At 64.4% G+C, this 22,093-nt stretch carries 20 protein-coding genes and 2 pseudogenes; 18 read left to right on the top strand and 4 right to left on the bottom strand.

What is annotated here, in order from left to right:
* A pseudogene (locus tag A5724_RS28580) lies at positions 1 to 386 on the bottom strand (amidohydrolase); the annotation flags it as partial.
* Positions 387 to 656: 270 nt separating this feature from the next.
* Here A5724_RS28580 and A5724_RS28575 point away from each other — a divergent pair.
* From A5724_RS28575 to A5724_RS28545, 7 genes are all read left to right on the top strand, one after another.
* Positions 657 to 1,187: a carboxymuconolactone decarboxylase family protein gene (locus A5724_RS28575; RefSeq protein WP_067810259.1), complete on the top strand. Its 531-nt coding sequence runs from the start codon at positions 657 to 659 to the stop codon at positions 1,185 to 1,187.
* 7 nt (positions 1,188 to 1,194) lie between these two features.
* Positions 1,195 to 2,526 (top strand): aromatic ring-hydroxylating dioxygenase subunit alpha, encoded by a 1,332-nt coding sequence (locus tag A5724_RS28570; protein WP_067810257.1) that lies wholly within the window; start codon positions 1,195 to 1,197, stop codon positions 2,524 to 2,526.
* Positions 2,519 to 2,848 carry a hypothetical protein gene (locus A5724_RS28565; protein ID WP_067810255.1) on the top strand — a complete coding sequence of 110 codons (330 nt, stop codon included), beginning with the start codon at positions 2,519 to 2,521 and terminating at the stop codon, positions 2,846 to 2,848. The genes A5724_RS28570 and A5724_RS28565 overlap by 8 nt, the downstream gene beginning before the upstream one ends.
* Positions 2,849 to 2,930: 82 nt before the next feature.
* Positions 2,931 to 4,151, top strand: coding sequence for an amidohydrolase family protein (locus A5724_RS28560; protein ID WP_067810253.1), 1,221 nt, complete (start codon positions 2,931 to 2,933; stop codon positions 4,149 to 4,151).
* A complete protein-coding gene (locus tag A5724_RS28555; RefSeq protein ID WP_067810251.1) occupies positions 4,135 to 4,596 on the top strand; it encodes a nuclear transport factor 2 family protein in 462 nt (153 codons plus the stop codon). The genes A5724_RS28560 and A5724_RS28555 overlap by 17 nt, the downstream gene beginning before the upstream one ends.
* Entirely contained in the window at positions 4,593 to 5,717 is a 1,125-nt protein-coding gene (locus A5724_RS28550; protein WP_067810249.1) for an acyl-CoA dehydrogenase family protein, read from the top strand. Before A5724_RS28555 ends, A5724_RS28550 begins: the two co-directional genes overlap by 4 nt.
* Positions 5,718 to 5,752: 35 nt before the next feature.
* Positions 5,753 to 6,520: an acyl-CoA dehydrogenase family protein gene (locus A5724_RS28545; protein WP_067810292.1), complete on the top strand. Its 768-nt coding sequence runs from the start codon at positions 5,753 to 5,755 to the stop codon at positions 6,518 to 6,520.
* Between the two features lie 83 nt (positions 6,521 to 6,603).
* On the opposite strand, the gene A5724_RS28540 is transcribed toward A5724_RS28545, so the two are convergent.
* Together A5724_RS28540 and A5724_RS28535 are read right to left on the bottom strand one after the other, a co-directional pair.
* Positions 6,604 to 7,386: an enoyl-CoA hydratase gene (locus tag A5724_RS28540; protein ID WP_067810246.1), complete on the bottom strand. Its 783-nt coding sequence runs from the start codon at positions 7,384 to 7,386 to the stop codon at positions 6,604 to 6,606.
* A gap of 9 nt (positions 7,387 to 7,395) precedes the next feature.
* On the bottom strand, positions 7,396 to 8,571 hold the full coding sequence (locus A5724_RS28535; protein WP_067810243.1) for an acyl-CoA dehydrogenase family protein: 1,176 nt from the start codon (positions 8,569 to 8,571) through the stop codon (positions 7,396 to 7,398).
* A 186-nt stretch (positions 8,572 to 8,757) separates the two neighbouring features.
* Here A5724_RS28535 and A5724_RS28530 point away from each other — a divergent pair, with 186 nt between their 5' ends.
* The 6 genes and pseudogenes from A5724_RS28530 (at position 8,758) to A5724_RS28505 (ending at position 14,973) form a co-directional block, all read left to right on the top strand.
* Positions 8,758 to 9,411 carry a TetR/AcrR family transcriptional regulator gene (locus tag A5724_RS28530; RefSeq protein ID WP_197518807.1) on the top strand — a complete coding sequence of 218 codons (654 nt, stop codon included), beginning with the start codon at positions 8,758 to 8,760 and terminating at the stop codon, positions 9,409 to 9,411.
* Between the two features lie 50 nt (positions 9,412 to 9,461).
* Entirely contained in the window at positions 9,462 to 10,274 is an 813-nt protein-coding gene (locus A5724_RS28525; protein ID WP_067810239.1) for an acyl-CoA thioesterase II, read from the top strand.
* A gap of 272 nt (positions 10,275 to 10,546) precedes the next feature.
* Positions 10,547 to 11,671 carry a cytochrome P450 gene (locus A5724_RS28520; protein WP_232005013.1) on the top strand — a complete coding sequence of 375 codons (1,125 nt, stop codon included), beginning with the start codon at positions 10,547 to 10,549 and terminating at the stop codon, positions 11,669 to 11,671.
* A gap of 37 nt (positions 11,672 to 11,708) precedes the next feature.
* Entirely contained in the window at positions 11,709 to 12,548 is an 840-nt protein-coding gene (locus tag A5724_RS28515; protein ID WP_067810235.1) for a mycofactocin-coupled SDR family oxidoreductase, read from the top strand.
* Positions 12,545 to 13,471: pseudogene (locus A5724_RS28510) on the top strand (aminoglycoside phosphotransferase). The gene A5724_RS28515 and the pseudogene A5724_RS28510 overlap by 4 nt, the downstream one beginning before the upstream one ends.
* A gap of 68 nt (positions 13,472 to 13,539) precedes the next feature.
* Entirely contained in the window at positions 13,540 to 14,973 is a 1,434-nt protein-coding gene (locus A5724_RS28505; RefSeq protein WP_067810232.1) for a wax ester/triacylglycerol synthase family O-acyltransferase, read from the top strand.
* Here the strand turns inward: A5724_RS28505 and A5724_RS28500 are convergent.
* Complete coding sequence (locus A5724_RS28500) at positions 14,970 to 15,776, bottom strand: lysophospholipid acyltransferase family protein (RefSeq protein ID WP_067810230.1); 807 nt, start codon at positions 15,774 to 15,776, stop codon at positions 14,970 to 14,972. The genes A5724_RS28505 and A5724_RS28500 overlap by 4 nt on opposite strands.
* 89 nt (positions 15,777 to 15,865) lie before the next feature.
* Between A5724_RS28500 and A5724_RS28495 the strand changes: the two genes are divergently transcribed.
* From A5724_RS28495 to A5724_RS28475, 5 genes are read left to right on the top strand one after another with little or no spacing between them, the layout of a single operon-like run.
* Positions 15,866 to 16,930 (top strand): NAD(P)-dependent oxidoreductase, encoded by a 1,065-nt coding sequence (locus A5724_RS28495; protein ID WP_067810228.1) that lies wholly within the window; start codon positions 15,866 to 15,868, stop codon positions 16,928 to 16,930.
* A 10-nt stretch (positions 16,931 to 16,940) separates the two neighbouring features.
* Positions 16,941 to 17,783, top strand: coding sequence for an SDR family NAD(P)-dependent oxidoreductase (locus A5724_RS28490; protein ID WP_067810226.1), 843 nt, complete (start codon positions 16,941 to 16,943; stop codon positions 17,781 to 17,783).
* Positions 17,784 to 17,814: 31 nt separating this feature from the next.
* Entirely contained in the window at positions 17,815 to 19,296 is a 1,482-nt protein-coding gene (locus A5724_RS28485; protein WP_082965330.1) for a hypothetical protein, read from the top strand.
* Between the two features lie 5 nt (positions 19,297 to 19,301).
* Positions 19,302 to 20,603, top strand: a complete 1,302-nt coding sequence (locus A5724_RS28480; RefSeq protein ID WP_067810222.1) for a DUF1116 domain-containing protein — start codon at positions 19,302 to 19,304, stop codon at positions 20,601 to 20,603.
* A complete protein-coding gene (locus tag A5724_RS28475; protein WP_082965329.1) occupies positions 20,600 to 22,093 on the top strand; it encodes an APC family permease in 1,494 nt (497 codons plus the stop codon). Before A5724_RS28480 ends, A5724_RS28475 begins: the two co-directional genes overlap by 4 nt.

Genomic DNA, 22,093 nt, shown 5'->3' with positions numbered 1-22,093 from the left:
TGCAACAGCGCCAACGAAAACTCCGGATCCTCCGTCGCAAACAACCGACCGGCGAAACCCGGAAACGACGGAAAACAGATCGACCCGAGGATGCCGCCGGCATTCATGTCCTTGACCCGCTCATCGACCTGCCAGCAGCCCGGCCGGATCTCATCCAGACCCTGCGGCTCCAAGCCGTACTCCTCCTTCGGCCGCCCGGCGACCGCATTGAGTGCGACGTTGGGGATCACCACATCGCGGAACTGCCAGGTGTCCGAGCCGTCAGGGTTGTGCACCAACCGCGGCGCCTCATCCAGATACTTCTTCGGCAGATGGTTCTTGAACATGTCCGGCGGCTCGACCACATGGTCATCCACGCTGATCAGGATCATGTCGTCTTTATTCATAAACTCGACTCCTCGTCCCCTGCCTGCGGGCGCGGGCCCACCGGACGTCGTTGGACCAGTGCTGTTCTCTAACTCAGGAAACTACCTTCTCGTACAGCGAGAATCAATGTCCGTAACCGGGCACATGCGCCGCAGGCAGCGCCGTTGCTCCCGGACGGGCACCTCGATGACCGGCGGTTCTGGTCGCTCGCATTGACCAATTGCCGAAAAGGTGGAAACCTATTGGCAAATAATGAGAACCTGATTCTCGCGAGTGAGAGGAGACGGCCCGTGCGGGTACCCCCGCTGCCGGCGGAGGAGTGGGACGACGCTGTCCATCACGCCCTGTCCGGCCTGCTGCCCCCTGAGCGCCGCAATCCCGAAGCCGCGGGCAACCTGCTGGCCACGCTCGTCCGGCACCCGAAGCTGACCCGGGCCTTCCTGCGTTTCAACAGCCACCTGCTGTACTCGTCGACGCTGCCGGCGCGCCTGCGTGAACTCGCGGTGCTGCGTGTCGCGCACGTGCACGGGTCCGAGTACGAGTGGAACCACCACGTCCGGATGGGCAAGGAATCCGGACTCACCGACGAGGTGATCGACGGTATCCAGCGCGGCGAGGCGTCCGACGGACTCGACCAAGCCGTGTTGCGCGCCGTCGACGAACTCCAAGACAAATCGGTGATCTCGGACTCGACGTGGGCGTCGCTCTCGGAGCATCTCGATGAGCGCCAGCGGATGGATCTCGTTTTCACGATCGGCTGCTATGGCGCACTTGCCATGGCCATCAACACCTTTGGCGTAGAACCCGACCAGGAGAGGTAGTTCAACAGTGGCATTCTTCCCGAAGCCGGCCGCCGGTAGCTGGACAGAGAACTGGCCGGAGCTCGGCACCGCGCCTGTCGACTACACCGATTCGATCGACCCGGAGCAGTGGAAGCTCGAGCAGCAGGCGATCTTCAGAAGGTGCTGGCTCAACGTCGGCCGCATCGAACGGCTCCCGAAGAAGGGCAGCTACTTCACCCGCGAGATGCCGTCGGCAGGGGTAGGAACGTCGGTGATCATCGTCAAGGACGGCGACAACGAGGTACGCGCCTTCTACAACATGTGCCGCCACCGCGGAAACAAGCTGGTGTGGAACGACTACCCGGGCGAGGAAGTGTCCGGTACGTGCCGCCAGTTCACCTGCAAGTATCACGCCTGGCGCTACTCCTTGAAGGGCGACCTGACCTTCGTCCAGCAGGAGGGCGAGTTCTTCGACTTGAACAAGGCCGACTACGGCCTGGTTCCGGTGCGCTGCGAAGTATGGGAAGGCTTCATCTTCATCAACTTCGACAACGATGCCGAACCGCTCGTCGACTATCTCGGCGACTTCGCGAAAGGCCTGGAGGGCTATCCCTTCCACGAAATGACCGAAACATATTCGTACCGAGCCGAAGTCAACTCGAACTGGAAGCTGTTCATCGACGCGTTCGTCGAGTTCTACCACGCACCGGTCCTGCACATGAAGCAGGCGGTCAAAGAGGAAGCCGACAAGCTGGCCAGCTATGGCTTCGAGGCCCTGCACTACGACATTAAGGGCCGGCATTCGATGATCTCGTCATGGGGCGGAATGAGCCCGCCAAAAGACGAGAACATGGTGAAGCCCATCGAACGGGTGCTGCACAGCGGGTTGTTCGGACCGTGGGACCGGCCGAAGATCAAAGGGATTCTGCCTGACGAGTTGCCGCCCGCGGTCAATCCGTCGCGCCATCACGCCTGGGGTCAGGACTCGTTCGAGTTCTTCCCGAACTTCACGCTGCTGCTGTGGGCGCCGGGCTGGTACCTGACTTACCACTATTGGCCCACCGACGTGGACAAGCACATCTTCGAGTGCACGCTGTACTTCGTCCCGGCGACGAACACCCGCGAGCGACTCGCACACGAACTGGCGGCGGTCACCTTCAAGGAGTACGCGTTCCAGGACGCGAACACTCTGGAGGCCACCCAGACGATGATCAATACCCGGGTGGTCAAGGAATTCCCGTTGTGCGATCAGGAGATCCTGCTGCGTCACCTGCACAAGACAGCGTGGGACTACGTGAACGCCTACAAGAAGGAGAAGGGTCTGACCAACGGCCAGAGCACCAATAAGGCGAGCGAGAAGGACGCGGTCAATGCCTAAGTTGCCCGAGGAGTTCGCCGACCTCGAACGGTTCACCGACTGGTGCCTGCCCACCGAGGAAGAGCGCTACCAGAAGCGGTTGTCCTCGACCATGGCCGAGATGCAGGAGTTCTACGACGCCGCGTTCCCGCGACTCGAGGCCGTGATGGAGTACTGCGACGCCAGGTTTCCGTTGGACGGCATGCCCGACGACGCCAAGGCGCTCATCCACATGATGCAGTCACTGGTGAATGTGTCGTTCCCGATCGAGGTGTGGAAACAGCCCCGCGTACTCGACAGTGGCGCAACATACATCACATGCATCAAGGAGCCGGTGGTCTGAGCGTGCACAACACCCCGCCGAAACTACGGTTTATGATGGAATTCGGCGGAAATTCGTCCACAACCGTAGTCTCGGCACGATCATGCTGACGCTGAAGGCGGCCGGTCTGTTCGACGTCGACGCCGGCGAGATCGTCCGGCCGGGGGTGGTTCGGGTCGACGGCGACCGGATAGTCGGCGTCGGAGGTGCCGCAGACGGTGACGTCGTCGATCTCGGCGATGCGATCCTGCTTCCCGGCCTGATGGACATGGAGGTCAACCTCCTGATGGGCGGGCGGGGCGAGAACCCCGGCCTGTCCCAGGTGCAGGACGATCCGCCGACCCGCATGCTGCGCGCGGTGGGCAATTCCAGGCGCACGCTGCGTGCGGGCTTCACCACCGTGCGCAACCTCGGATTGTTCGTCAAGACAGGCGGTTACCTGCTCGACGTCGCACTGAGTAAGGCAATCGACGCCGGCTGGATCGACGGGCCGCGGGTAATCCCTGCCGGTCATGCGATCACGCCGACCGGCGGGCATCTCGACCCGACGATGTTCGCGGCGTTCATGCCGGGCGCGCTCGAGTTGACGGTCGAAGAGGGCATCGCCAACGGCGTCGACGAGATCCGCAAGGCCGTGCGCTATCAGATCAAGCACGGCGCGCAGCTGATCAAGGTGTGCGTCTCGGGTGGGGTGATGTCGCTGACCGGTGAGGCTGGCGCACAACATTATTCGGACGAAGAACTGCGCGCCATCGTCGACGAGGCACACCGCCGTGGGCTCAAGGTTGCGGCGCACACACACGGTGCCGAGGCGGTCAAACATGCCATCGAGTGCGGCATCGACTGCATCGAGCACGGCTTCCTGATGGACGACGAAGCCATCAAGATGATGGTGGACAACGACCGGTTCCTGGTCACCACCCGACGGCTGGCCGAGGCCATGGACGTATCCAAGGCGCCAAAAGAGTTGCAGGACAAAGCCGCCGAGATGTTTCCCAAGGCGCGCACGTCGATCAAGACGGCCTATGAGGCGGGCGTGAAGATCGCCGTCGGCACCGACGCCCCCGCGATCCCGCACGGTCGCAACGCCGACGAACTGGTCACGCTGGTGGAGTGGGGCATGCCCGCCGACGCGGTGCTGCGCGCCGCCACGGCCGTCGCCGCGGATTTGATCGACAAGCCGGATCTGGGCCGTATCGCCGAGGGCTGCCTCGCCGACATCATCGCCGTGCCCGGCGATCCACTGGCGGATATCAGCGTTACACGGGATGTCAACTTTGTAATGAAGGGCGGTAAGGTCTTCAAACATGAGCAGTCGAATTGAGGATCTGGTCGAGATCCAGCAGACCCTCGCCAAGTACGCAGTGACGATCACGCAGGGGGATATCGACGGGCTGATTTCGGTGTTCACCCCAGACGGCACCTACAGTGCGTTCGGCTCCACCTACACGCTGGCCCGCTTCCCCGAACTGGTCGACGCTGCGCCCAAGGGGTTGTTCATGACAGGCACCGCGCTGATCAACCTCGATCCCGACAACCCGGACGCCGCCACCGGAACCCAACCGCTGTGCTTCATCGAACACTCCAAGCACGACATGCGCATCGGGTATTACAACGACACCTACGTCCGCACCGGAAACGGCTGGCGTCTGAAAACCCGTGCCATGACCTTCATTCGGCGCAGCGGCGACCACGACTCCGGCCGCCCGCACGCAATCGGCAGGCCGGAGCCTGATGTCGCCGCCGGTGCGGCTCCGGAGGCGGGATGACCGACCTCCCCGACCCCGCCGCATTCCGCACCGCGCTGCGAATGTGGCTCGACGAGAACGACCTCACTCCCCCGCCAGGTGATGACTCCCTCGATGCGCACCAGGCACAGCACCTCCGCGTGCTGAAAGCGTTGTACGACGCCGACTGGATGCGGTACGGCTGGCCGGAATCGGCAGGTGGTCTGGGCGGCCCCGACATCCTGCGCGCCATCGTCGGCGAGGAGATCGTCGGACGCGGAATCGACCATCCCGGGCCGTATTCGATGCTCGACGTGCTGACCCCGACGATGATCGACTACGCGCGAGAAGAACTGGCCGCCGAGATGGTGCCGCGGCTACTGTCCGGCGAGGAAACGTGGTGTCAAGGCTTCTCTGAACCAGGCGCCGGCAGCGATCTGGCGTCGCTGAGCACCCGCGCCGTCCACGACGGCGATCAGTGGATTGTCAACGGACAGAAGGTATGGACCAGCTTCGCCCAGTACGCGACCCGGTGCATCCTGCTGACCCGCACCGGTGACGCGGGCACCCCCAACCACGAGGCGCTCACCGCGTTCTTCGTCGATCTGGACAGTCCCGGCGTCACGGTGCGCCCATTGCGCACCATGCACGACGTCGACGAGTTCTGCGAGGTGTACTTCGACGATGTGGCGGTTCCCGCGAATCGGATGCTCGGCAACCCCGGCGACGGTTGGCGACTGGCCATGGATCTGCTGCCTTACGAACGCTCGACGTGCTTCTGGCAGCGCATCGCATACCTATACTCCCGGTTCGATGCGCTGATCGAGGAGGTGAAACGCCAAGGCCAGAGCGTGGATTCGGATCTGGGCGAGACGTATCTGGCGCTGCACACATTGCGCTGCCGGTCCAGGGCCACCCAGCACCGACTGGGCGACGGCCACAAGCTCGGTCCCGACACCTCGATCGACAAGGTGTTGCTGGCCAGCGCAGAGCAGCGACTCTTCGACACCGTGCGCGATCTGTTGCCCGGTGCCGTGGAACTCGACGAAACCCCATGGCGCACCGAATATCTGTACTCACGAGCGGCCACCATCTACGGCGGCACCGCCGAAGTGCAGCGCAACATCATCGCCCGCCGACTGCTGGATCTCGGGAAGGAGTAGGCGTGGCCTCCGGAATAGATCGCGAATCGCTCGACATGCTCGAGGACGGACTGCGCAAGACCATGCTCTCAGCGTCCGGCACCGACCTGGATGCCGCCCTGGCCGACATGGGCTGGGCTCAGATGCTGTCCGATATGCCGGACACCGCGATTCCGCTGGTGTTCCGGCTGCTCGGCGAAACCGGCTCGCACGCCTCGGTTGTCAACGACGTGCTGCTCGAGACCATCGGCGGTCTGCCCGGCGGGACACCGCCCATGCCGTACGCCGGCGGCGGTTGGGTGGTGTGGGAGCGGTCGAACAACGTCGACTCGACACTTGGCGGGCTGCCGCTACGACGTGTGCCTGACGGCGAATTGATGCGGATGGGCGAAGCTCGGCGGGCGCTGGGCTGGTGGCTGGTCGGCACGGCGAGGGCGATGCTGAGCCTGGCCCGCCAGCATGCGCTCGACCGGGTTCAGTTCGGCCGGCCGATCGCCTCGTTTCAGGCGGTCCGGCACAGGCTGGCCGAGACGTTGGTGGCCATCGAGGGCGCAGAAGCGACGCTGATCCTGCCGGGCACAGAAAGTCCCGACCTGAGCGCAATGCTGGCCAAGGCGGCCGCGGGTAAGGCCGCATTGACCGCTGCCCGACACTGCCAGCAGGTGCTCGGCGGCATCGGCTTCACTGCTGAGCATGACCTGCACCGGCACGTGAAGCGGGCGCTAGTGATCGACGGATTGCTCGGCAGCGCAAAGGAACTCACCCGTCGAGCCGGGGCCGGGCTGCGGGCGCGCGGTTCGGCACCAAGGCTGGCCGAGCTGTAACTCCTGAGCGCGGGTGACCGTGTCTGTGCGGCGACACGCCGGTAAGCGCGTACATTCTTGGGTCGCTCGGCGGGAGAGGCGGCCTATTTGATGTTGGCCTTCATCTCGTCGAGGTTCACCAACACCGGCCAACCGCCGACACTCAGCGCGTTGCCGTGGCCGGTCTGGTGAATGTCGAAAACCGATTGGATGGCCGCGTAGAACCCCTGCACATCGAGGGTCTGATTGACCGCGCGCTTGGCCTGGCGCAGCGCGAACGGCGGCATCTTGGCGATCTGCTCGGCCAACGCGCGGGTCTCCGAATCGAGCTCGGCCCGCGGCACCACCCGGTTGACCATCCCGGTGCTCAGCACCTCTTCGGCTGTCATTGCGCGGCCGGTGAACAAGATCTCCTTCGCCTTGCGCGGCCCCAATTCCCAAGTGTGCCCGTGATATTCGACGCCGCCGATGCCCATCAGCACCACCGGGTCGGAGAACTGCGCGTCGTCGGCAGCGATGATCAGGTCACACGGCCAACACAACAGCAGACCACCTGAGATGCACCGGCCCTGGACCGCGGCGATCGACGGTTTGGGGACGTTACGCCAACGCAGGGTGTACTCGAGATACCGCTTGGCTTCGTGCTGGATGATGAAGTCGAGCGTGATCTTGTCCGGCACCGGCCCGCCACCCCGCAGATCATGTCCTGCGGAGAAGTGCTTTCCGTTGGCGCGCAGGATGATCACCGCGACGTCGGGATCTTCTGCGGCGCGGGTCCAGGCGGCGTCCAGTTCGTCGAGCAGTTCCGGATTCTGCGCGTTGGCAGCCTCAGGCCGGTTCAGTGTGATGGTGCCGATGCGATCGGCGACCTCATAGTCGATGTACACGGTCGTTCCTCAATTTCGGGGCAAGCCCAGCCCTCGCTGGGCGATGATGTTTCGCTGGATTTCCGAAGTTCCTCCGGCGATGGTGCCGCCGAATGACCGGACGTAGCGCTCGAACCAGCCGCTGCGGTACAGGTCGAGATGGTGCGCGCTATACGGGCCCGACATGGCGGGATGCACCAGAGCGTCAGCGCCCGAGGCGCTCAACGCGTGTTCGGATGCTGTCTGTGAGGCTTCCGACCCGAACAGCTTGAGCACCGACAGTGCGGCGGGATCTTCGTCACCGCGCGCCGCGCGAGCCAATGCGATCGACCCCATCAATCGCAATGCCTGGTTGTCCATCACCAGGGTGGCGTAGTGGTCACGGTCGAGGGCAGTGCACGGCCGGCAGTCCTCAACCAACTCCTGCAGTCGGTCGGCGTAGCTCAGCCACAACATGTTTCGTTCGTGCCCCAGCGAGCCGCTGGCCACCCGCCAGCCCTCGTTCAGCGGTCCGACCAGATTCTCGGCGGGCACCCGCACGTCTTTGAAGAAGACCTCGTTGAAGTCCAGATCGTCGCGGTCGCACGCGGACGCGAACGGTCGACGGACCACACCGGGCAGGTCCGTCGGAATCATCAGTGCGCTGATCCCCTTGTGCTTGGCGGCATTCGGATCGGTGCGAATAAAAGTCAGCAGTACATCCGCGTCGTGCGCACCCGACGTCCACACCTTCTGTCCGTTGATGACGAAGTGGTCGCCGTCTCGCTCGGCCCGCGTCCGCAGCGACGCCAGATCGGAGCCCGCCCCGGGTTCGCTCATCCCCAGCGAGGCCGTCATCTCGGCGCGCAGGATGGGCACCGCCCACCGCTGTTGTTGTGCGGGCGTACCGAAGGAGATCAGCGACGCGGAGATGATGCCGACGCCCTGCGGGTTGAACGTCAGATACATGCGGCGACGTGCCAGTTCCTGTTGGTGCACGTACTGCTGCAACAACGAGGCGTTTCGGCCACCGAACTCGGGTGGGTAGCCGGGCAACAGCCAGCCGTGGTCGAACATCAACCGTTGCCAGCGCCGCGCCCATTGCGGCACGTGACTGCTCGATCGCGACCGCTCCAGCGCCTCGGCCTCTGCAGGAAGGTGCTCGTCCAGGAAGGCCACGAACTCCGCGCGGAAGGCCTCGACGTCAGCGTCGAAGGTCAATTGCACACGGCGCTCCTGGGAAGAAAAAAGCAAAGGCTACTGTTATCTCCAAAATGAGAATACTATTCTCATGATGAGAAAGTTACAATCTCTGGCACGTAAACCGCGAGGGGGTCGAGGACCGCGATGGCAAGGCGTTCTCCGGTACAGTCAGTGCATGTTCTCCCCAATCGGCCTGGATCCGAGTCGCCGGTGACCAGTCCCAGCGAAGAACCCGCCTGGAAGCAACGCGCGGTCGAGCGATCGATCAAGACGGCGAAGCTCAGGGCCGCACAGCGCGTTCAGCGGTTCCTCGACGCCGCCCAGGCGATCATCATCGAAAAGGGCAGCACCGACTTCACCGTCCAAGAGGTCGTCGACCGTTCGCGCCAGTCCCTGCGCAGCTTCTACCTGCAGTTTGACGGTAAGCACGAGCTGCTGCTCGCGCTGTTCGAGGACGCTCTGAGCCGCTCCGCCGATCAGATTCGGGCTGCCACATCGAGCCAGAAAGACCCCCTCGAACGCCTCAAAGTCGCCGTCCAGCTGCTGTTCGAGTCATCGCGACCCGACCCAACGGCAAAGCGGCCACTGTTCACCGACTTCGCGCCCCGGCTACTGGTCTCCCATCCGTCCGAGGTCAACATCGCGCACGCACCGCTGTTGGCGCTGCTCACCGAGCTGATGGAAGCGGCGGCCGAGGCCGGCCAATTGCGCCCGGGCATCAACCCCAAGCGGATGGCCGCGATGACGATGCAGACAGTGATGTTCGTCTCGCAGCACAGCGGCGAGCCCGAGGACGGCGCCGGCCACCCGATCACAGCGGACGAAGTCTGGGACTTCTGCTCCCACGGATTCGCCGCCAGCTAGCGCGAGAATTACATTCTCACAGTTGTAGAATCGGGCTTACACTGGCGTGCGTGTCCGATCTCTGGTCCGATCTGCTCGCGTGCCTTGATCTTGAGCCGATCACCGGTGACGACGGCGTCACCGAGTTCGAGGGCCGCAATCAGCGGCTGGAATACCATCGGATTTTCGGCGGGCAACTGCTCGCACAATTCATCCGGATCGCGTCGACGGTATGTCCGGACAAGGTCGTCAAGTCTCAGCACGCGGTGTTCGCTCGGGAAGGCGCCGCCGACGAACCCGTCCGCTATCAGGCCACCCGCCACCACGAGGGCCGCTCCTTCGCCACCATGACCATCACCTCCCGGCAGAGCCGCGGAGTCGTCGCGACATCGTCGGTCTGCATGCACGTCGTGGAGGACGGCCCGTCGCGCCAATCCGTCTCCGACGCACCCGAAGTCCTCGGCTCGGAGCATCAAATCGCGCTCGACCTCATCCCGTGGGAAAGCCGGACGACCGTCGATCTCGACGCCACAACGACCGGTCCGCCGGAGTTCGAGGTGTGGATGCGCACGCCCGCCGTTGACGCGGAACTTGCGCAGGCGCTTGCCGCCTACAGCACCGACCTCACGCTCATCGGCACTGCGCTGCGCCCGATGGCCGGGGTCGGCCAGCGCGGCAACGGAACGTCGTTCACCTCCGCGGTCACGTCCCACACCATCTGGTTTCATCGCCCCTTCCGCACGAATTCCTGGTTCCTGCTGCGGCAGCACAGCCCGGTGTTGGCGCACGGGCGCAGCTTCGGCCGAGGCGACATTCTGACCGCGGACGGCATACTGGTCGCCTCCTATGGCCAGGAAGCCCTACTGCGTTTCCCCGGCGAATAGGCGAAATCGTTGCGGCGCAGCACAATTCCTGCTCACCCTGCGGAGAAGCAGATTCTTCTAAGCGGAGAGCTTAAGTTGCGGAAAAGGAGTCTGTTATTGACACCCGCGGGGACGCGGTGCCAGAGTTGTGAGACAAATACAGTACATATGTCTTACGCCCCCGGAACGCAGCGAAAGGCAACACCGTGACGATCAGTGCGGAGAATTCCGACGTGCAGCACGCCGCCACAGCGGACGAGCTGTACTACGACCCGTACAGCGTCGACCTCAACATGAATCCGTATCCGGTGTTCGCCCGCATCCGCGAGCAAGCGCCGCTGTACTACAACGCCAAGCACGACTTCTATGCGTTGAGCCGATACGACGATGTCAACAAGGCCGTGATCGACCACGAAACGTTCATCTCCGGCCGCGGCGCGCTGCTCGAGATCATCAAGTCCGGAATGGAGATCCCGCCCGGCACACTGATTTTCGAGGATCCGCCGATCCACAACATCCATCGCAATCTGCTGTCGCGGATGTTCACGCCGCGCAAGGTGCTCGCCCTGGAACCGCAGATCCGCGAGTTCACCGCCCGCTGCCTTGACCCGTTGGTGGGCACCGGGCGCTTCGACTTCGTCAACGACCTCGGCGAGCAGATGCCGATGCGGGTGATCGGGATGTTGTTGGGCATTCCGGAAGAAGATCAGCGTCGAGTGACAGACCATGGCGAAGCGACGCTGCAGAGCAAGGAAGTCAATCTGCTGGCCACCGGCGAGGTGTTCGCCGAGTTCATCGACTACCGCACTGAGCACCCGTCCGACGACATCATGACCGACCTGCTCAACGTCGAATTCACCGACGAGACCGGCACCGTGCGACGGCTGCGCCGTGACGAACTGCTGATGTACCTGACGGTGATCGCGACTGCGGGGTCGGAAACCACGACTCGGCTGATCGGCTGGGCGGGCAAGACGTTGGCCGAGCACCCCGACCAACGTCGTGCCCTGGCGGAGAATCCCGATCTGATTCCCCAAGCGGTCGAAGAGATCCTGCGCTGGGAGCCGCCTGCTTTGCAGATTGCCCGCTACGTCACCCGGGACGTCGAGTACTACGGACAGACCGTGCCAGCAGGCTCCGCGATGCTGATGCTTGTCGGCGCCGCCAACCGCGACCACCGCCGCTTCCCGCCGAACGGCGACGTGTTCGACATCCATCGAGAGCAGCACGCGCACATGACATTCGGTGCGGGGACACACTTCTGCATGGGCAACGCACTGGCACGTCTCGAGGGCCGAATCGCACTCGAGGAAATCCTCAAGAGGTTCCCGAGCTGGGAGGTCGACTGGGCCAACGCTCGTCCGTCGCAGACGACTGCTGTCCGCGGCTGGGAATCCATGCCCACGTTCGTTTCCTGAAACCGTCAACAACAACCACCAAAAGGACGACAGACACATGGCAGGACGTGTAGAAGGCAAGGTCGCTTTCATCACCGGTGCGGCGCGCGGGCAGGGCCGCGCGCACGCGGTACGACTCGCGCAGGAGGGCGCCGACATCATCGCCGTCGACATCTGCAAGAAAATCGACACGGTCGACCTGATCGCGGCCTCCACTCCAGAAGACTTGGCTGAGACCGCCGACCTGGTCAAGGGTCACAACCGGCGCATCTACACCGCCGAAGTCGATGTGCGCGATTACGACGCGCTGAAGGCCGCCGTCGACACCGGCGTCGAACAACTGGGCCGCCTCGACATCATCGTGGCCAACGCCGGCATCGGCAACGGCGGCCAAACACTGGACAAGACCAGCGAAACCGACTGGACCGCCATGATCGACATCAATCTCGGCGGTGTATGGAAGACCGTCAAAGCCGGTGTCCCCCACATATTGGAGGGCGGCCGCGGCGGCTCGATCGTCCTGACCAGTTCGGTCGGCGGCCTGAAGGCGTACCCCCACACCGGCCACTATGTCGCCGCCAAACACGGTGTGGTCGGCCTGATGCGCACCTTCGCCGTCGAACTGGGCGCACAGAACATCCGCGTCAACTCCGTGCACCCGACCAATGTGAACACGCCGCTGTTCATGAATGAACCCACCATGAAGCTGTTCCGTCCGGACCTGGAGAACCCAGGCCCCGACGACATGAAGGTCGTCGGCCAGCTGATGCACACGCTTCCGATCGGCTGGGTCGAACCCGAAGACATCGCCAACGCCGTACTGTTCCTGGCCTCCGACGAAGCCCGCTACATCACCGGTGTCACCCTGCCCGTCGACGGCGGCAGCTGCCTGAAGTGACGACGGCCGAGTTGTCCATTACGCAGGGATGGGACGAGATCACTGCGGAATGGATGACGGCGGCGCTGGCGCAGCACTTTCCTGGCGGGGCCGGCGACGGTGTTCGCGAAGGCCGTGGACCCCGAGCACGCCGATCTGGTTGCGCTGACGAGCGGCCTGTATCACGAGCCGCGACTGTTCACGTCGAGAGTCGCTCTGCCGCTTGACCATCCGCAGGTGTACACGGCGATCATCGATGAGGACCACCGCGACTTCCTGATGATCATGGAAGATGTCGTCACTCGCGGGGCAGATCCGCGCGATTCGACGAGGCCGATGACCGTCGACCAGGTGGCCAGCGGCGTGCGCGGGCTCGCAAGGATGCACAGCGAGTTCTGGGGTGACCGCGTCACGCGGAATCCGGCCTTGGAATGGGTAGAGCCGTTTGTGGCGTTCGACGGTCTGCAGTACGCCCCGTTGCACATCGCTCACGAGCGACTGGGCGACACCGTGCCTACCGAAATCACCGCGCTCAACGGGACAGAACTCTTCGTCGACATCTGGGCGCGCTACATCAGCACGCTGACGACATCTCCTCAAACGCTTCTCCACGGCGATCCGCACATCGGCAGATCGCGTCACTGGATCTGGGCTACTTCCTGCAGGGCGCCTTGACCATCGAGGATCGTCGCGCCGGCGAGCGACAACTCCTCGAGGAGTACCGCGGCGCGCTCGAACTGCCCGCCGAGCAGATGCCAAGCGCCGACGAGGTGTGGTTGCGGTACCGCGCCTCAGTCGCACACGGCTTGGCGATCTGGATCGCGACGCTGTCGGGCGGCGACGCATGGCAACGACCGGACATCTGCCTGGCATTCGCGCAGCGATACTCGGCGGCGTTCGCCGACCTGGACACCCGCGCGGCCCTGGCTGCCATCGCTGGGTAACGCCCATTCGCCCGAAACCGCCCGAACGATCGTGGCTCCAGTGCTTCGATAGAGCATGGGGGTGGAACATGAAGCGACTCAACGGCATGGACGCCATGCTGCTGTACAGCGAGACGCCGAACCTGCACACGCACACGCTCAAGGTTGCGATCGTGCACGCCGCCGAGTTCGACGGTGAATTCACCTTCGACGTGTTCCGGCGCACCATCGCGCGGCGGCTGCACCTGCTCGACCCGCTGCGCTACCGGCTCGTCGACATCCCGTTGAAGCTGCACCATCCGATGTGGCTGGAGGACTGTCCCGTCGACCTCGACTACCACCTGCGGCGCGTTCAGGTCCCTGCGCCCGGCCGCCGACGCGAACTCGACCAAGTGATCGGCACCATCGCCAGTACCCCGCTGGACCGCCGTCGACCGCTCTGGGAATTCCACTTTGCCGAAGGCATGACCGACGACCGGTTCGCGCTCATCGGAAAGGTGCACCACACGCTTGCCGACGGCGTCGCATCAGCGAACCTGCTGGCGCGGCTGATGGATCTCGCTGGTTCGACTCAGGACGAGAACGACGACTTCCCCGTCTGCGATGCGCCCAATAACCGGCAGCTGCTCGCAGCAGCGCAACTCGATCACTTCCGCAACATCGCGGCGTTACCCGCGCTGCTGCGCGATACGGTGCAAGGGGCAGCGCGGGTCCGCCGAAGAGCACGCGAGCGCGATGACGATGGCGAGATGGCCAAGATGTTCAAGGCCCCGCCTACGTTCCTCAACCACATCGTCTCCCCCGCACGGACATTCGCAACGGCATCGCTGTCGTTGGCCGACGTCAAGGAGACCGCCAAACACCTCGGCGTCACCTTCAACGACGTCGTGTTGGCGATGGCAGCAGGCGGCCTGCGCGAGTTGCTGCTCCGCTATGACGGGCGGGCGGATCAGCCCATCCTCGCCTCCGTACCTGTCAGCACCGACCGCTCCCCTGACCGGATCACCGGCAATGAGATCAGCGGCCTGGCCGTGTCGCTGCCGGTGCACATCGACGATCCGCTGCAGCGGGTAAAGATGACCGCCCTCGCGGCGAGCAGGGCGAAGGAAGACAACGAGTTGTTGGGACCCCGTCTGCACGGTCGGTTGATGGAGTACCTGCCGCCGCCGCTGACTCCAGCCCTGTTCCGATGGCAGTCGAAACGCGCGTCGCGCAACAAGATCATGAACGTCGCGGTGTCCAACGTGCCGGGGCCGCGTCAGCGCGGGCACATCGGCGGCGCACCGGTGAGCGAAATCTATTCCGTCGGCGTGCTTTCCGCAGCCAGTGCATTCAACATGACGGTCTGGAGCTACGTCGACCAACTCGACATCGCGGTGTTGTCCGACGACCGCACCTTCAACGACACACACGAGGCGACGGACGCGATGATCCACGCGTTCGGCGAGATCCGCCGCGCGTGCGGACTGGCCGACGCGAGAACCGTCGACACCGCCATGGCCCCGGCGAAGGCCGGCGGCTAACCCAGTACCGGGAACCGGCGCTCGCGGGCGAGTTCGTCGAGCGCCTGCTGCATCACCGCGCGGACGTGCAAATCCACCTCGTCGAGGTCCGGTTCGTCACCGAACTCTGCGGTGATGTCGATGGGATCGAGTACCCGCGTGACGATCTTCGAGGGCAGCGGGAGGTTCGGCGGGAAGATCGCCGACAATCCGAACGGAAAGCCGAAGCTGATCGGCAAGATCTCCATGCGCGCCTTCGTCAGACCCAACCGGCGGGCAATGGAATCACCTCTGGCGAGGAACAATTGGGTCTCCTGCGCGCCGATCGAGACCATCGGCACGATCGGCACACCGGTTTGGATGGCGGTTCTGACATAGCCGGTGCGGCCGGCGAAGTCGATCACGTTCTCAGTGAATGTGGGCCGGTACGAGTCGTAATCCCCGCCGGGGAACACCAATACCAAGGCGCCGTCGCGCAAAGCCTTGGCCGCGTTTTCCCGACTGGCTTCGATGACTCCGGCACGGCGCAACCAGTCTCCGACGTTGGCGATGAACACGCCGTAATGCGCCAGCGTGTACACCGGCCGATCGAATCCGAACGCGTCGTAGAACGCCGGCGCGAAGATCAGCACGTCGGGCGTGAACATGCCGCCGGAGTGGTTCGAGACCAGCAGCGCGCCACCGGCCTTCGGGATCGATTCCAGACCGCGCACCTCGGCGCGGAAGTACCGCTTGACCAAAGGCCCCACTCGACTGGCGATCTGCCGAGTGAACGTCGGGTCCCACTTGGCGGTCTCTGGCTCGTCCACCCCGCTGCTGCTCATGCCTGACCTGTTCCCCAAGTCGTTCCCCCGGAATCTGAGTATGCTACTCTCGCGAAAAGAGAATACCATATCCGCAGCTAGGAGCACATTTGCCTGACACAGTGCTGGTCACGGGGGGGTTCGGACTCGTGGGCTCGGAAACCGTCAAGCGCCTGTCCGCCGACGGCCGCCGCGTGGTCGCCGCCGACCTCGATACGCCCGCGAATCGCAAAGCGGCCGCCAAGCTGCCCACCGGCGCCGAGGCCCGTTGGGCCGACCTGACGAACCCGCAGCAGGCGCAGCGCCTCGTCGCAGACGTCGCTCCGGCGGCGATCATCCATCTGGCGGCGATCATTCCGCCTGCGATCTACCGCAACCCGAAACTCGCGCGACGCGTCAACGTCGATGCGACCGCCACTCTTGTCCGCATCGCCGAAGCACAGCCGTCGCCGCCGCGATGGGTGCAGGCGTCGAGCAATGCGGTGTTCGGCGCGCGCAACCCCCATCGGTTCACCGCGCCACTGCGCGCGGATGAACCGATGACGGCGTCAGATCTCTACAGCGCGCACAAGATCGAGGCCGAGCGGATCGTCCGGTCATCGCGCCTCGACTGGGTCGTGCTCCGACTCGGTGGCGTGATGTCGGTCGACCCGTCTGCCATGCCGCTCGACGCCGACGCCGCCTACATCGAGAGCGCCCTGCCCGCCGACAACCACGTGCACATGGTCGACGTCCGCGATGTCGCGTTCGCGTTCGCCGCGGCGACCACCGCCGATGTCGTCGGCGAGATCCTCTTGATCGCCGGTGACGACTCGCACAAGATGCAGTACAGCGACGTCGGGTCGGCGCTGTCCGAAGCGCGCGGGATCAAAGGCGGTCTGCCCAAGGGTCGGCCGGGCAACCCCGACAACGACGACGACTGGTTCGTCACCGAGTGGATGGACACCACGCGCGCGCAGGAAGCGCTGGAGTTCCAGCATCATTCGTGGCCAGACATGCTCGCGGAGATGCGGGCAAACGCCGGATGGACGCGGTACGTGCTGCCGTTCTTCGCCCCCCTCATCCGGGCGGTCCTGCAGCGGCGCGGCGCCTACTGGAAGCAACCCGGGCAGTACGCCGACCCGTGGGGCGCGATCCGCCGCAAGTTGGGAGAGCCGGGCCCGGACAAGCCGTAGTGTTCGCGGCGTGGACAGTTTCGAAGGACGCGCAACAGTAATCACCGGCGGAGCGAACGGCATCGGCCTCGCCACGGCGCGAGAGTTCGCCCGTCGCGGCGCGCGGGTGATGATCGCCGACATCGACCGGGGCGCGCTGGACGGTGCGGTGTCGACGCTGCGCGCGGACGGTGTCGACGCCCACGGCGTCGTCTGCGACGTGCGCAAGCTCGACGACGTGACCAACCTCGCCGACGAGGCATTCCGCGTCTTCGGCGAAGTGCACGTGGTGTTCAACAACGCCGGCATCGCCTACGCGGGCCCGATCGCCGAAACCAGCCACGACGACTGGCGGTTCGTCATCGACGTCGACCTGTGGGGCCCGATCCATGGAGTCGAGGCGTTCCTGCCGCGACTGATCGCCCAAGGCGGCGACAGTCACATCGTGTTCACGTCATCGTTCGCGGGATTGATTCCCAATGTGGGGCTGGGACCGTACTGCGTGGCGAAGTACGGCGTCGTCGCGCTCGCCGAAACCCTGGCCCGCGAGGTCCGGCCGAACGGCATCGGGGTAACGGTGCTGTGCCCGATGATCGTGGAGACCAACCTGCTGGCCAACACCGAACGCGTTCGCAGTTCGGATTACGGTCCGGCCACGCCGTCGGCCGCGGAGTCGGTTCAGCAACTCGCCTCCGATCCCACCGACGACTCGGTGCTCGCCGTCGACGACGTGGCGCGGCTGACGGCCGACGCGGTCCTGGCCAACCGCCTCTACGTGCTACCGCACCGCGCGGCGCGGGACTCGATCCGGCGGCGTTTCGAGCGCATCGACCGCACGTTCGACGATCAGAACGCAGCAGGCTGGTCGCACTGACCTGATCCCAAGCGCTGCAACGTTTTAGGGCATGCAGCGCGTGGCTCCCGCGCGCGCGGCTGGACCGTCGCTTTACGTCGTTGAAACGATTTTCGTCGATTTCTGCGTTGTGAATGCTTGTATTCGACTTATAGCGGTGTTTAGATGCCATAAATCGACCTACGAAGGGACATCGCCCATGGCATCCGCCGCCGACCTGGCCACGACACTCGCGGCACAAGGAGTGCGATACGTGTTCGGCTTCTACGTCGATATCCATGGCGTCCCGAAGAGCAAATGTGTCCCCGTGACGTCGCTCGAGTCGATGGCTAACGGTTCGGAGCTCTACACAGTGGGTGCGCTGGAGGGCATGGGCGAGCTCGGGCCGCATGAAGACGAATGCCAGGGCTTCCCCGACCTCGACCGCCTGGTCGTGTTGCCGTGGGATCCGCAGATCGCGCTCGCCCCGGCCACGCTCAAGCTGGACAACGAGCTCTATTCGCAGGACTCCCGCAATGTGCTGCTCCAGCAGGTCGAGCGGGCAGCGGACATGGGCTTCGTCGCCAACGTCGGCATCGAACCGGAGTTCTACGTCATCCGGGAGACGGAAACCGGTTGGGAGCCACTGGTTCCCAGCGACCGGCTCAACGAGCCGACGCGCGGCTACGACCTCGAGGCGACCATCCTGGCGCGGGACTTTCTCGACCCGATGGCCCAGTACATGGCCGATCTGGAGTGGGGCCTGTACTCATTCGACCACGAGGGCGGCGACGGTCAGTACGAGTTTAACTTCAACTACGCCGACGCGCTGACGATGGCCGACAGGATGGTGATATTCCGCCTGATGGCCAAGCACTGCGCGCGCAAACTGGGCTGCATCGCCACCTTCATGCCGAAGCCCTTCCAAGACGATTTCGGATCGGCCGCGCACATCAACATCAGCCTTGCCGACGCCGCGTCGGGCCGCAACGTGTTCGCGGCGGGCGACGGCGGGGGCTATAGCGACCTAGCGCGGCAGTTCACCGCAGGCGTCCTCGCTCACGGCGAGGCCATCACCGCGGTCACCTGCCCGACCGTGAACTCCTACAAGAGGTTCACCAGCAAGGGCTTCATGGACGAAATCTCCTGGGCGCCAATCTATCGGGCGTGGGGGAACAACAACAGGACGCTGATGTGCCGGCTGCCGGTGAACCGGCACTGCCTCGAGGTCCGCACCGCTGATGCCGCGGTGAATTACTACCTGGGGATCGCGATGGCGCTCTCGGCGGGCCTCGACGGCATCGAGAACAAGCTCGATCCCGGTGAACCGCTGAACGTCGACACGTACAAGCTGGACCCGGCCGAGCTGCGGGATATGGCTCTGCCGAACACATTCGAGCGCGCGCTGGCGGCATTCGAATCGGACGACCTGGCGCAACGCACGTTCGGCAAGGACTTTCACCGAACGTTCTTCGACTACATGAGTCGCGAGTGTCACGAGTACCAGTCGGTGGTCACCGATTGGGAAACCCGCACCTACCTGCAGCGGATCTGACGGCGATGACGACAGAAACGATGCCGCTACCGTTGACCGAGAACGCCGAACTGCGGCGTAGGCAAGCGAATGCCACTGCGCTGGAACGCCTGTTGTCTGCCGAACCGGTGCTCGTCGACGTCGCCGCGGCCCGCGCCGTCGTTCCCGGGATGACCGATGCGACGATCCTGACGTCGGGAGCGCCGTTGGAGTGGCCGCAGTACACCGGCGGGCAGCGCCGGTCGATTCTGTTCGCCGCTGTGTACGAAGGACTCGCCGATTCGCTCGAGGCGGCCGAGAAAGGACTCGACAGCGGCCGCATCGTCGTGCGCAGCACCCAGCAGCATCACTGCATCGGATCCGTCGCGGGAATCTACACCGCCTCCATGCCCGTGCTGGTGGTCCGGGAAGACACCTACGGCGGCACTGCGTTCTGCAACCTCTACGAGGGCAAGAGCAGGCACCGCCTGAACTACGGTTCGTACAACGACGAGGTCCGGGACGGCCTGCGGTGGTTGGAGCACACCATGGCCCCGGTGCTGGCCGAAGCGCTGAAACTGCACGGGCCGCTTCCGTTGAAGCCGATCATGACGCGGGCGCTGCGCCTCGGTGACGAGCTGCACAGCCGTAACACCGCAGGCACAATGATTTTCGAGCGTGAACTGACATCGTCCTTCATCAAGATGGGCAACACGCGCAGTGCGACCGCGGTATCCGATGTACTCGACTTCTTCCGGGAGAACGACTACACGTTCCTGCGTATGGGGATGGCGGCGGCCAAGGCCATCGCGGACGCCGCGCACGGCGTGCCTGCCAGCACACTGCTCAGCGGAATGAACATCAACTGCCGCTCGTTCGCGATCCGCGTCAGCGGGTTGGGCGATCAATGGTTCACCGGTGCGCATCCGCGCCTCGACGGCAAGTTCTTCGACGGGTTCGGCCAGGACGACGTCGAATGGATCGGCGGCGAAAGCTGCTTCACTGAAGTGGCGGGACTTGGCGCGTTCGCGCAGGCCGCCGCGCCCGCGCTGCAGGCTTACCAGGGCGGCAGCTTCGAGAAGATGATGGCGAACAACCTTGCGCTCTACGACATCACGCTCGCCGAGCACCCGGACTTCGCGATACCTGCGCTGGGATTCCGCGGCACCCCGGTGGGCATCGACTTGATGGAGGTCCGGCGGCTAGGACGAACACCGATGATCGACGGTGGACTCGCGGGCCGCTCCGGCGGGCAGATCGGCGCGGGCCTGCTGATCCCGGACCTCGACTGCTTCGAGTCGGCGTTCACCGCCTACCGTGCTCAGTACGACACGGACGGTGTCCGATGACAGAGACCTCACCGAAGCCCAAGCTGGACTCGCCAACCCGCCAGAGCGCGCCCCGGCCGAAAGGCATGGGGCCGCTCGAACTGGCGTTCTTCGTGATCGCCGCCGCCGGCCCCCTGCTGGTCGTCGCCGGATACACACCTCTGTCGTTCAGCATCGGCGGAATCGGCGCGCCAGGTGCGCAACTCGTGGCCAGCTTGGTGCTGCTCTTCTTCGCCGTCGGGCTCACCAAGATGGCGCTGCGCATACCGAATGCCGGCGCGTTCTACGCCTACATCGGTCAAGCTTTCGGGAAGATGGCCGGTGGTGGGGCCGCGATCCTGGCGATGGTCTCCTACTCGACCATCGCCATCGGCGAGATCGCCGTCGTGGGCGCGTTCGCCGCAACACCGTTGGACAGGGTCACCGGCGCCGACATCCCTTGGTGGGCTTGGTCGTTGGCGTCACTGGCGATCGTGGCGTTCCTCGGCCACCGCCAGATCTCGATCAGCGCCAAGGTCCTCGGGGTGGCACTGATGACCGAGGCGGGTGTGCTGCTGATCCTCGGCATCTGCGTGTTGTTCAGGGGCGGCCCAGAAGGCATCGACTTCAGTTCGTTCGCGCCGTCGGCCATCTTCGCGGGCGGCGGCACGGGCGCCATGTTCGCCATCGTGTTCGGCGCGTTCATCGGATTCGAGTCGACGGCGATCTACGCCGAGGAGTCGCGGCAGCCCGAGAAGACGGTGCCCCGCGCTATCTACCTGGCGGTCGGATTCCTCGGCATCTTCTACACATTCATGGCGTGGATCATCTTCACGGCGTACGGCAAGACGCAGATCGTGGCCGCATCAACCGCCGATCCCGTCCGACTCGTCTTCACCGCCATGGAGAGCTACGTCGGACACCCAGCCGTCGTGGTCACCGAGATCTTGTTGGTTACCAGCGCATTCGCGTCAGCATTGGCATTTCACAACACCGCAATCCGCTATCTGCACACGCTGGGTCGTGAACGCCTGCTGCCCGAGTCCACCGCGCGCGTGCATCCGATCCACCGCTCGCCGCACCGTGCGAACGTCGTGCAGACGGTTTTCGCCTTGTTGGTGATCGGCGCATTCATCATCGCGGGCGCCAAGGACGCGTATCTCAACGTCTTCCTGCCCGTGGTCTCCGGCGGCGTACTCGCGGTGATCGTGTTGCAAACAATGTGTTCGGCCTCGATCCTGGTGTACTTCAACATCCGGCACACCGACCATGGGCTGTCGCGGTGGAGCACGTTGGTCGCTCCGCTGCTGAGCCTTGTGGGTCTTCTGATCGCCTCGTATCTGGTGGCCAAGAACTTCGCGCTGCTGTCCGGGCAGACCGGCTGGATCAACACCGTGCTGCTACTGAGCCTTCCCGCACTGATTCTCGTCGGCGTGCTGCGTACCTACTGGCTGCGCATCCACAATCCGGCGCAGTACGAGCAGCTGACGAAGACCAACGTCTACCAGATCGAGCAGCCCGCGACCGAATAG

It is taken from the genome of Mycobacterium sp. ACS1612 (assembly GCF_001667505.1).
In the GTDB taxonomy this organism is placed as follows: domain Bacteria; phylum Actinomycetota; class Actinomycetes; order Mycobacteriales; family Mycobacteriaceae; genus Mycobacterium.
The sequence above is the reverse complement of the archived record's forward strand: the minus strand, read 5'-3'. Positions and strand labels throughout refer to the sequence as shown.

What these genes read in the sequence shown, in the direction of transcription:
- A5724_RS28565 (WP_067810255.1), top strand. Translation starts at nt 2,519, where the DNA reads ATGCCTAAGTTGCCCGAGGAGTTCGCCGACCTCGAACGGTTCACCGAC.
- A5724_RS28560 (WP_067810253.1), top strand. Translation starts at nt 2,931, where the DNA reads ATGCTGACGCTGAAGGCGGCCGGTCTGTTCGACGTCGACGCCGGCGAG.
- A5724_RS28555 (WP_067810251.1), top strand. Translation starts at nt 4,135, where the DNA reads ATGAGCAGTCGAATTGAGGATCTGGTCGAGATCCAGCAGACCCTCGCC.
- A5724_RS28550 (WP_067810249.1), top strand. Translation starts at nt 4,593, where the DNA reads ATGACCGACCTCCCCGACCCCGCCGCATTCCGCACCGCGCTGCGAATG.
- A5724_RS28545 (WP_067810292.1), top strand. Translation starts at nt 5,753, where the DNA reads ATGCTCGAGGACGGACTGCGCAAGACCATGCTCTCAGCGTCCGGCACC.
- A5724_RS28520 (WP_232005013.1), top strand. Translation starts at nt 10,547, where the DNA reads ATGAATCCGTATCCGGTGTTCGCCCGCATCCGCGAGCAAGCGCCGCTG.
- A5724_RS28515 (WP_067810235.1), top strand. Translation starts at nt 11,709, where the DNA reads ATGGCAGGACGTGTAGAAGGCAAGGTCGCTTTCATCACCGGTGCGGCG.
- A5724_RS28505 (WP_067810232.1), top strand. Translation starts at nt 13,540, where the DNA reads ATGAAGCGACTCAACGGCATGGACGCCATGCTGCTGTACAGCGAGACG.
- A5724_RS28500 (WP_067810230.1), bottom strand. Translation starts at nt 15,776, where the DNA reads ATGAGCAGCAGCGGGGTGGACGAGCCAGAGACCGCCAAGTGGGACCCG.
- A5724_RS28485 (WP_082965330.1), top strand. Translation starts at nt 17,815, where the DNA reads ATGCAGCGCGTGGCTCCCGCGCGCGCGGCTGGACCGTCGCTTTACGTC.
- A5724_RS28480 (WP_067810222.1), top strand. Translation starts at nt 19,302, where the DNA reads ATGACGACAGAAACGATGCCGCTACCGTTGACCGAGAACGCCGAACTG.
- A5724_RS28475 (WP_082965329.1), top strand. Translation starts at nt 20,600, where the DNA reads ATGACAGAGACCTCACCGAAGCCCAAGCTGGACTCGCCAACCCGCCAG.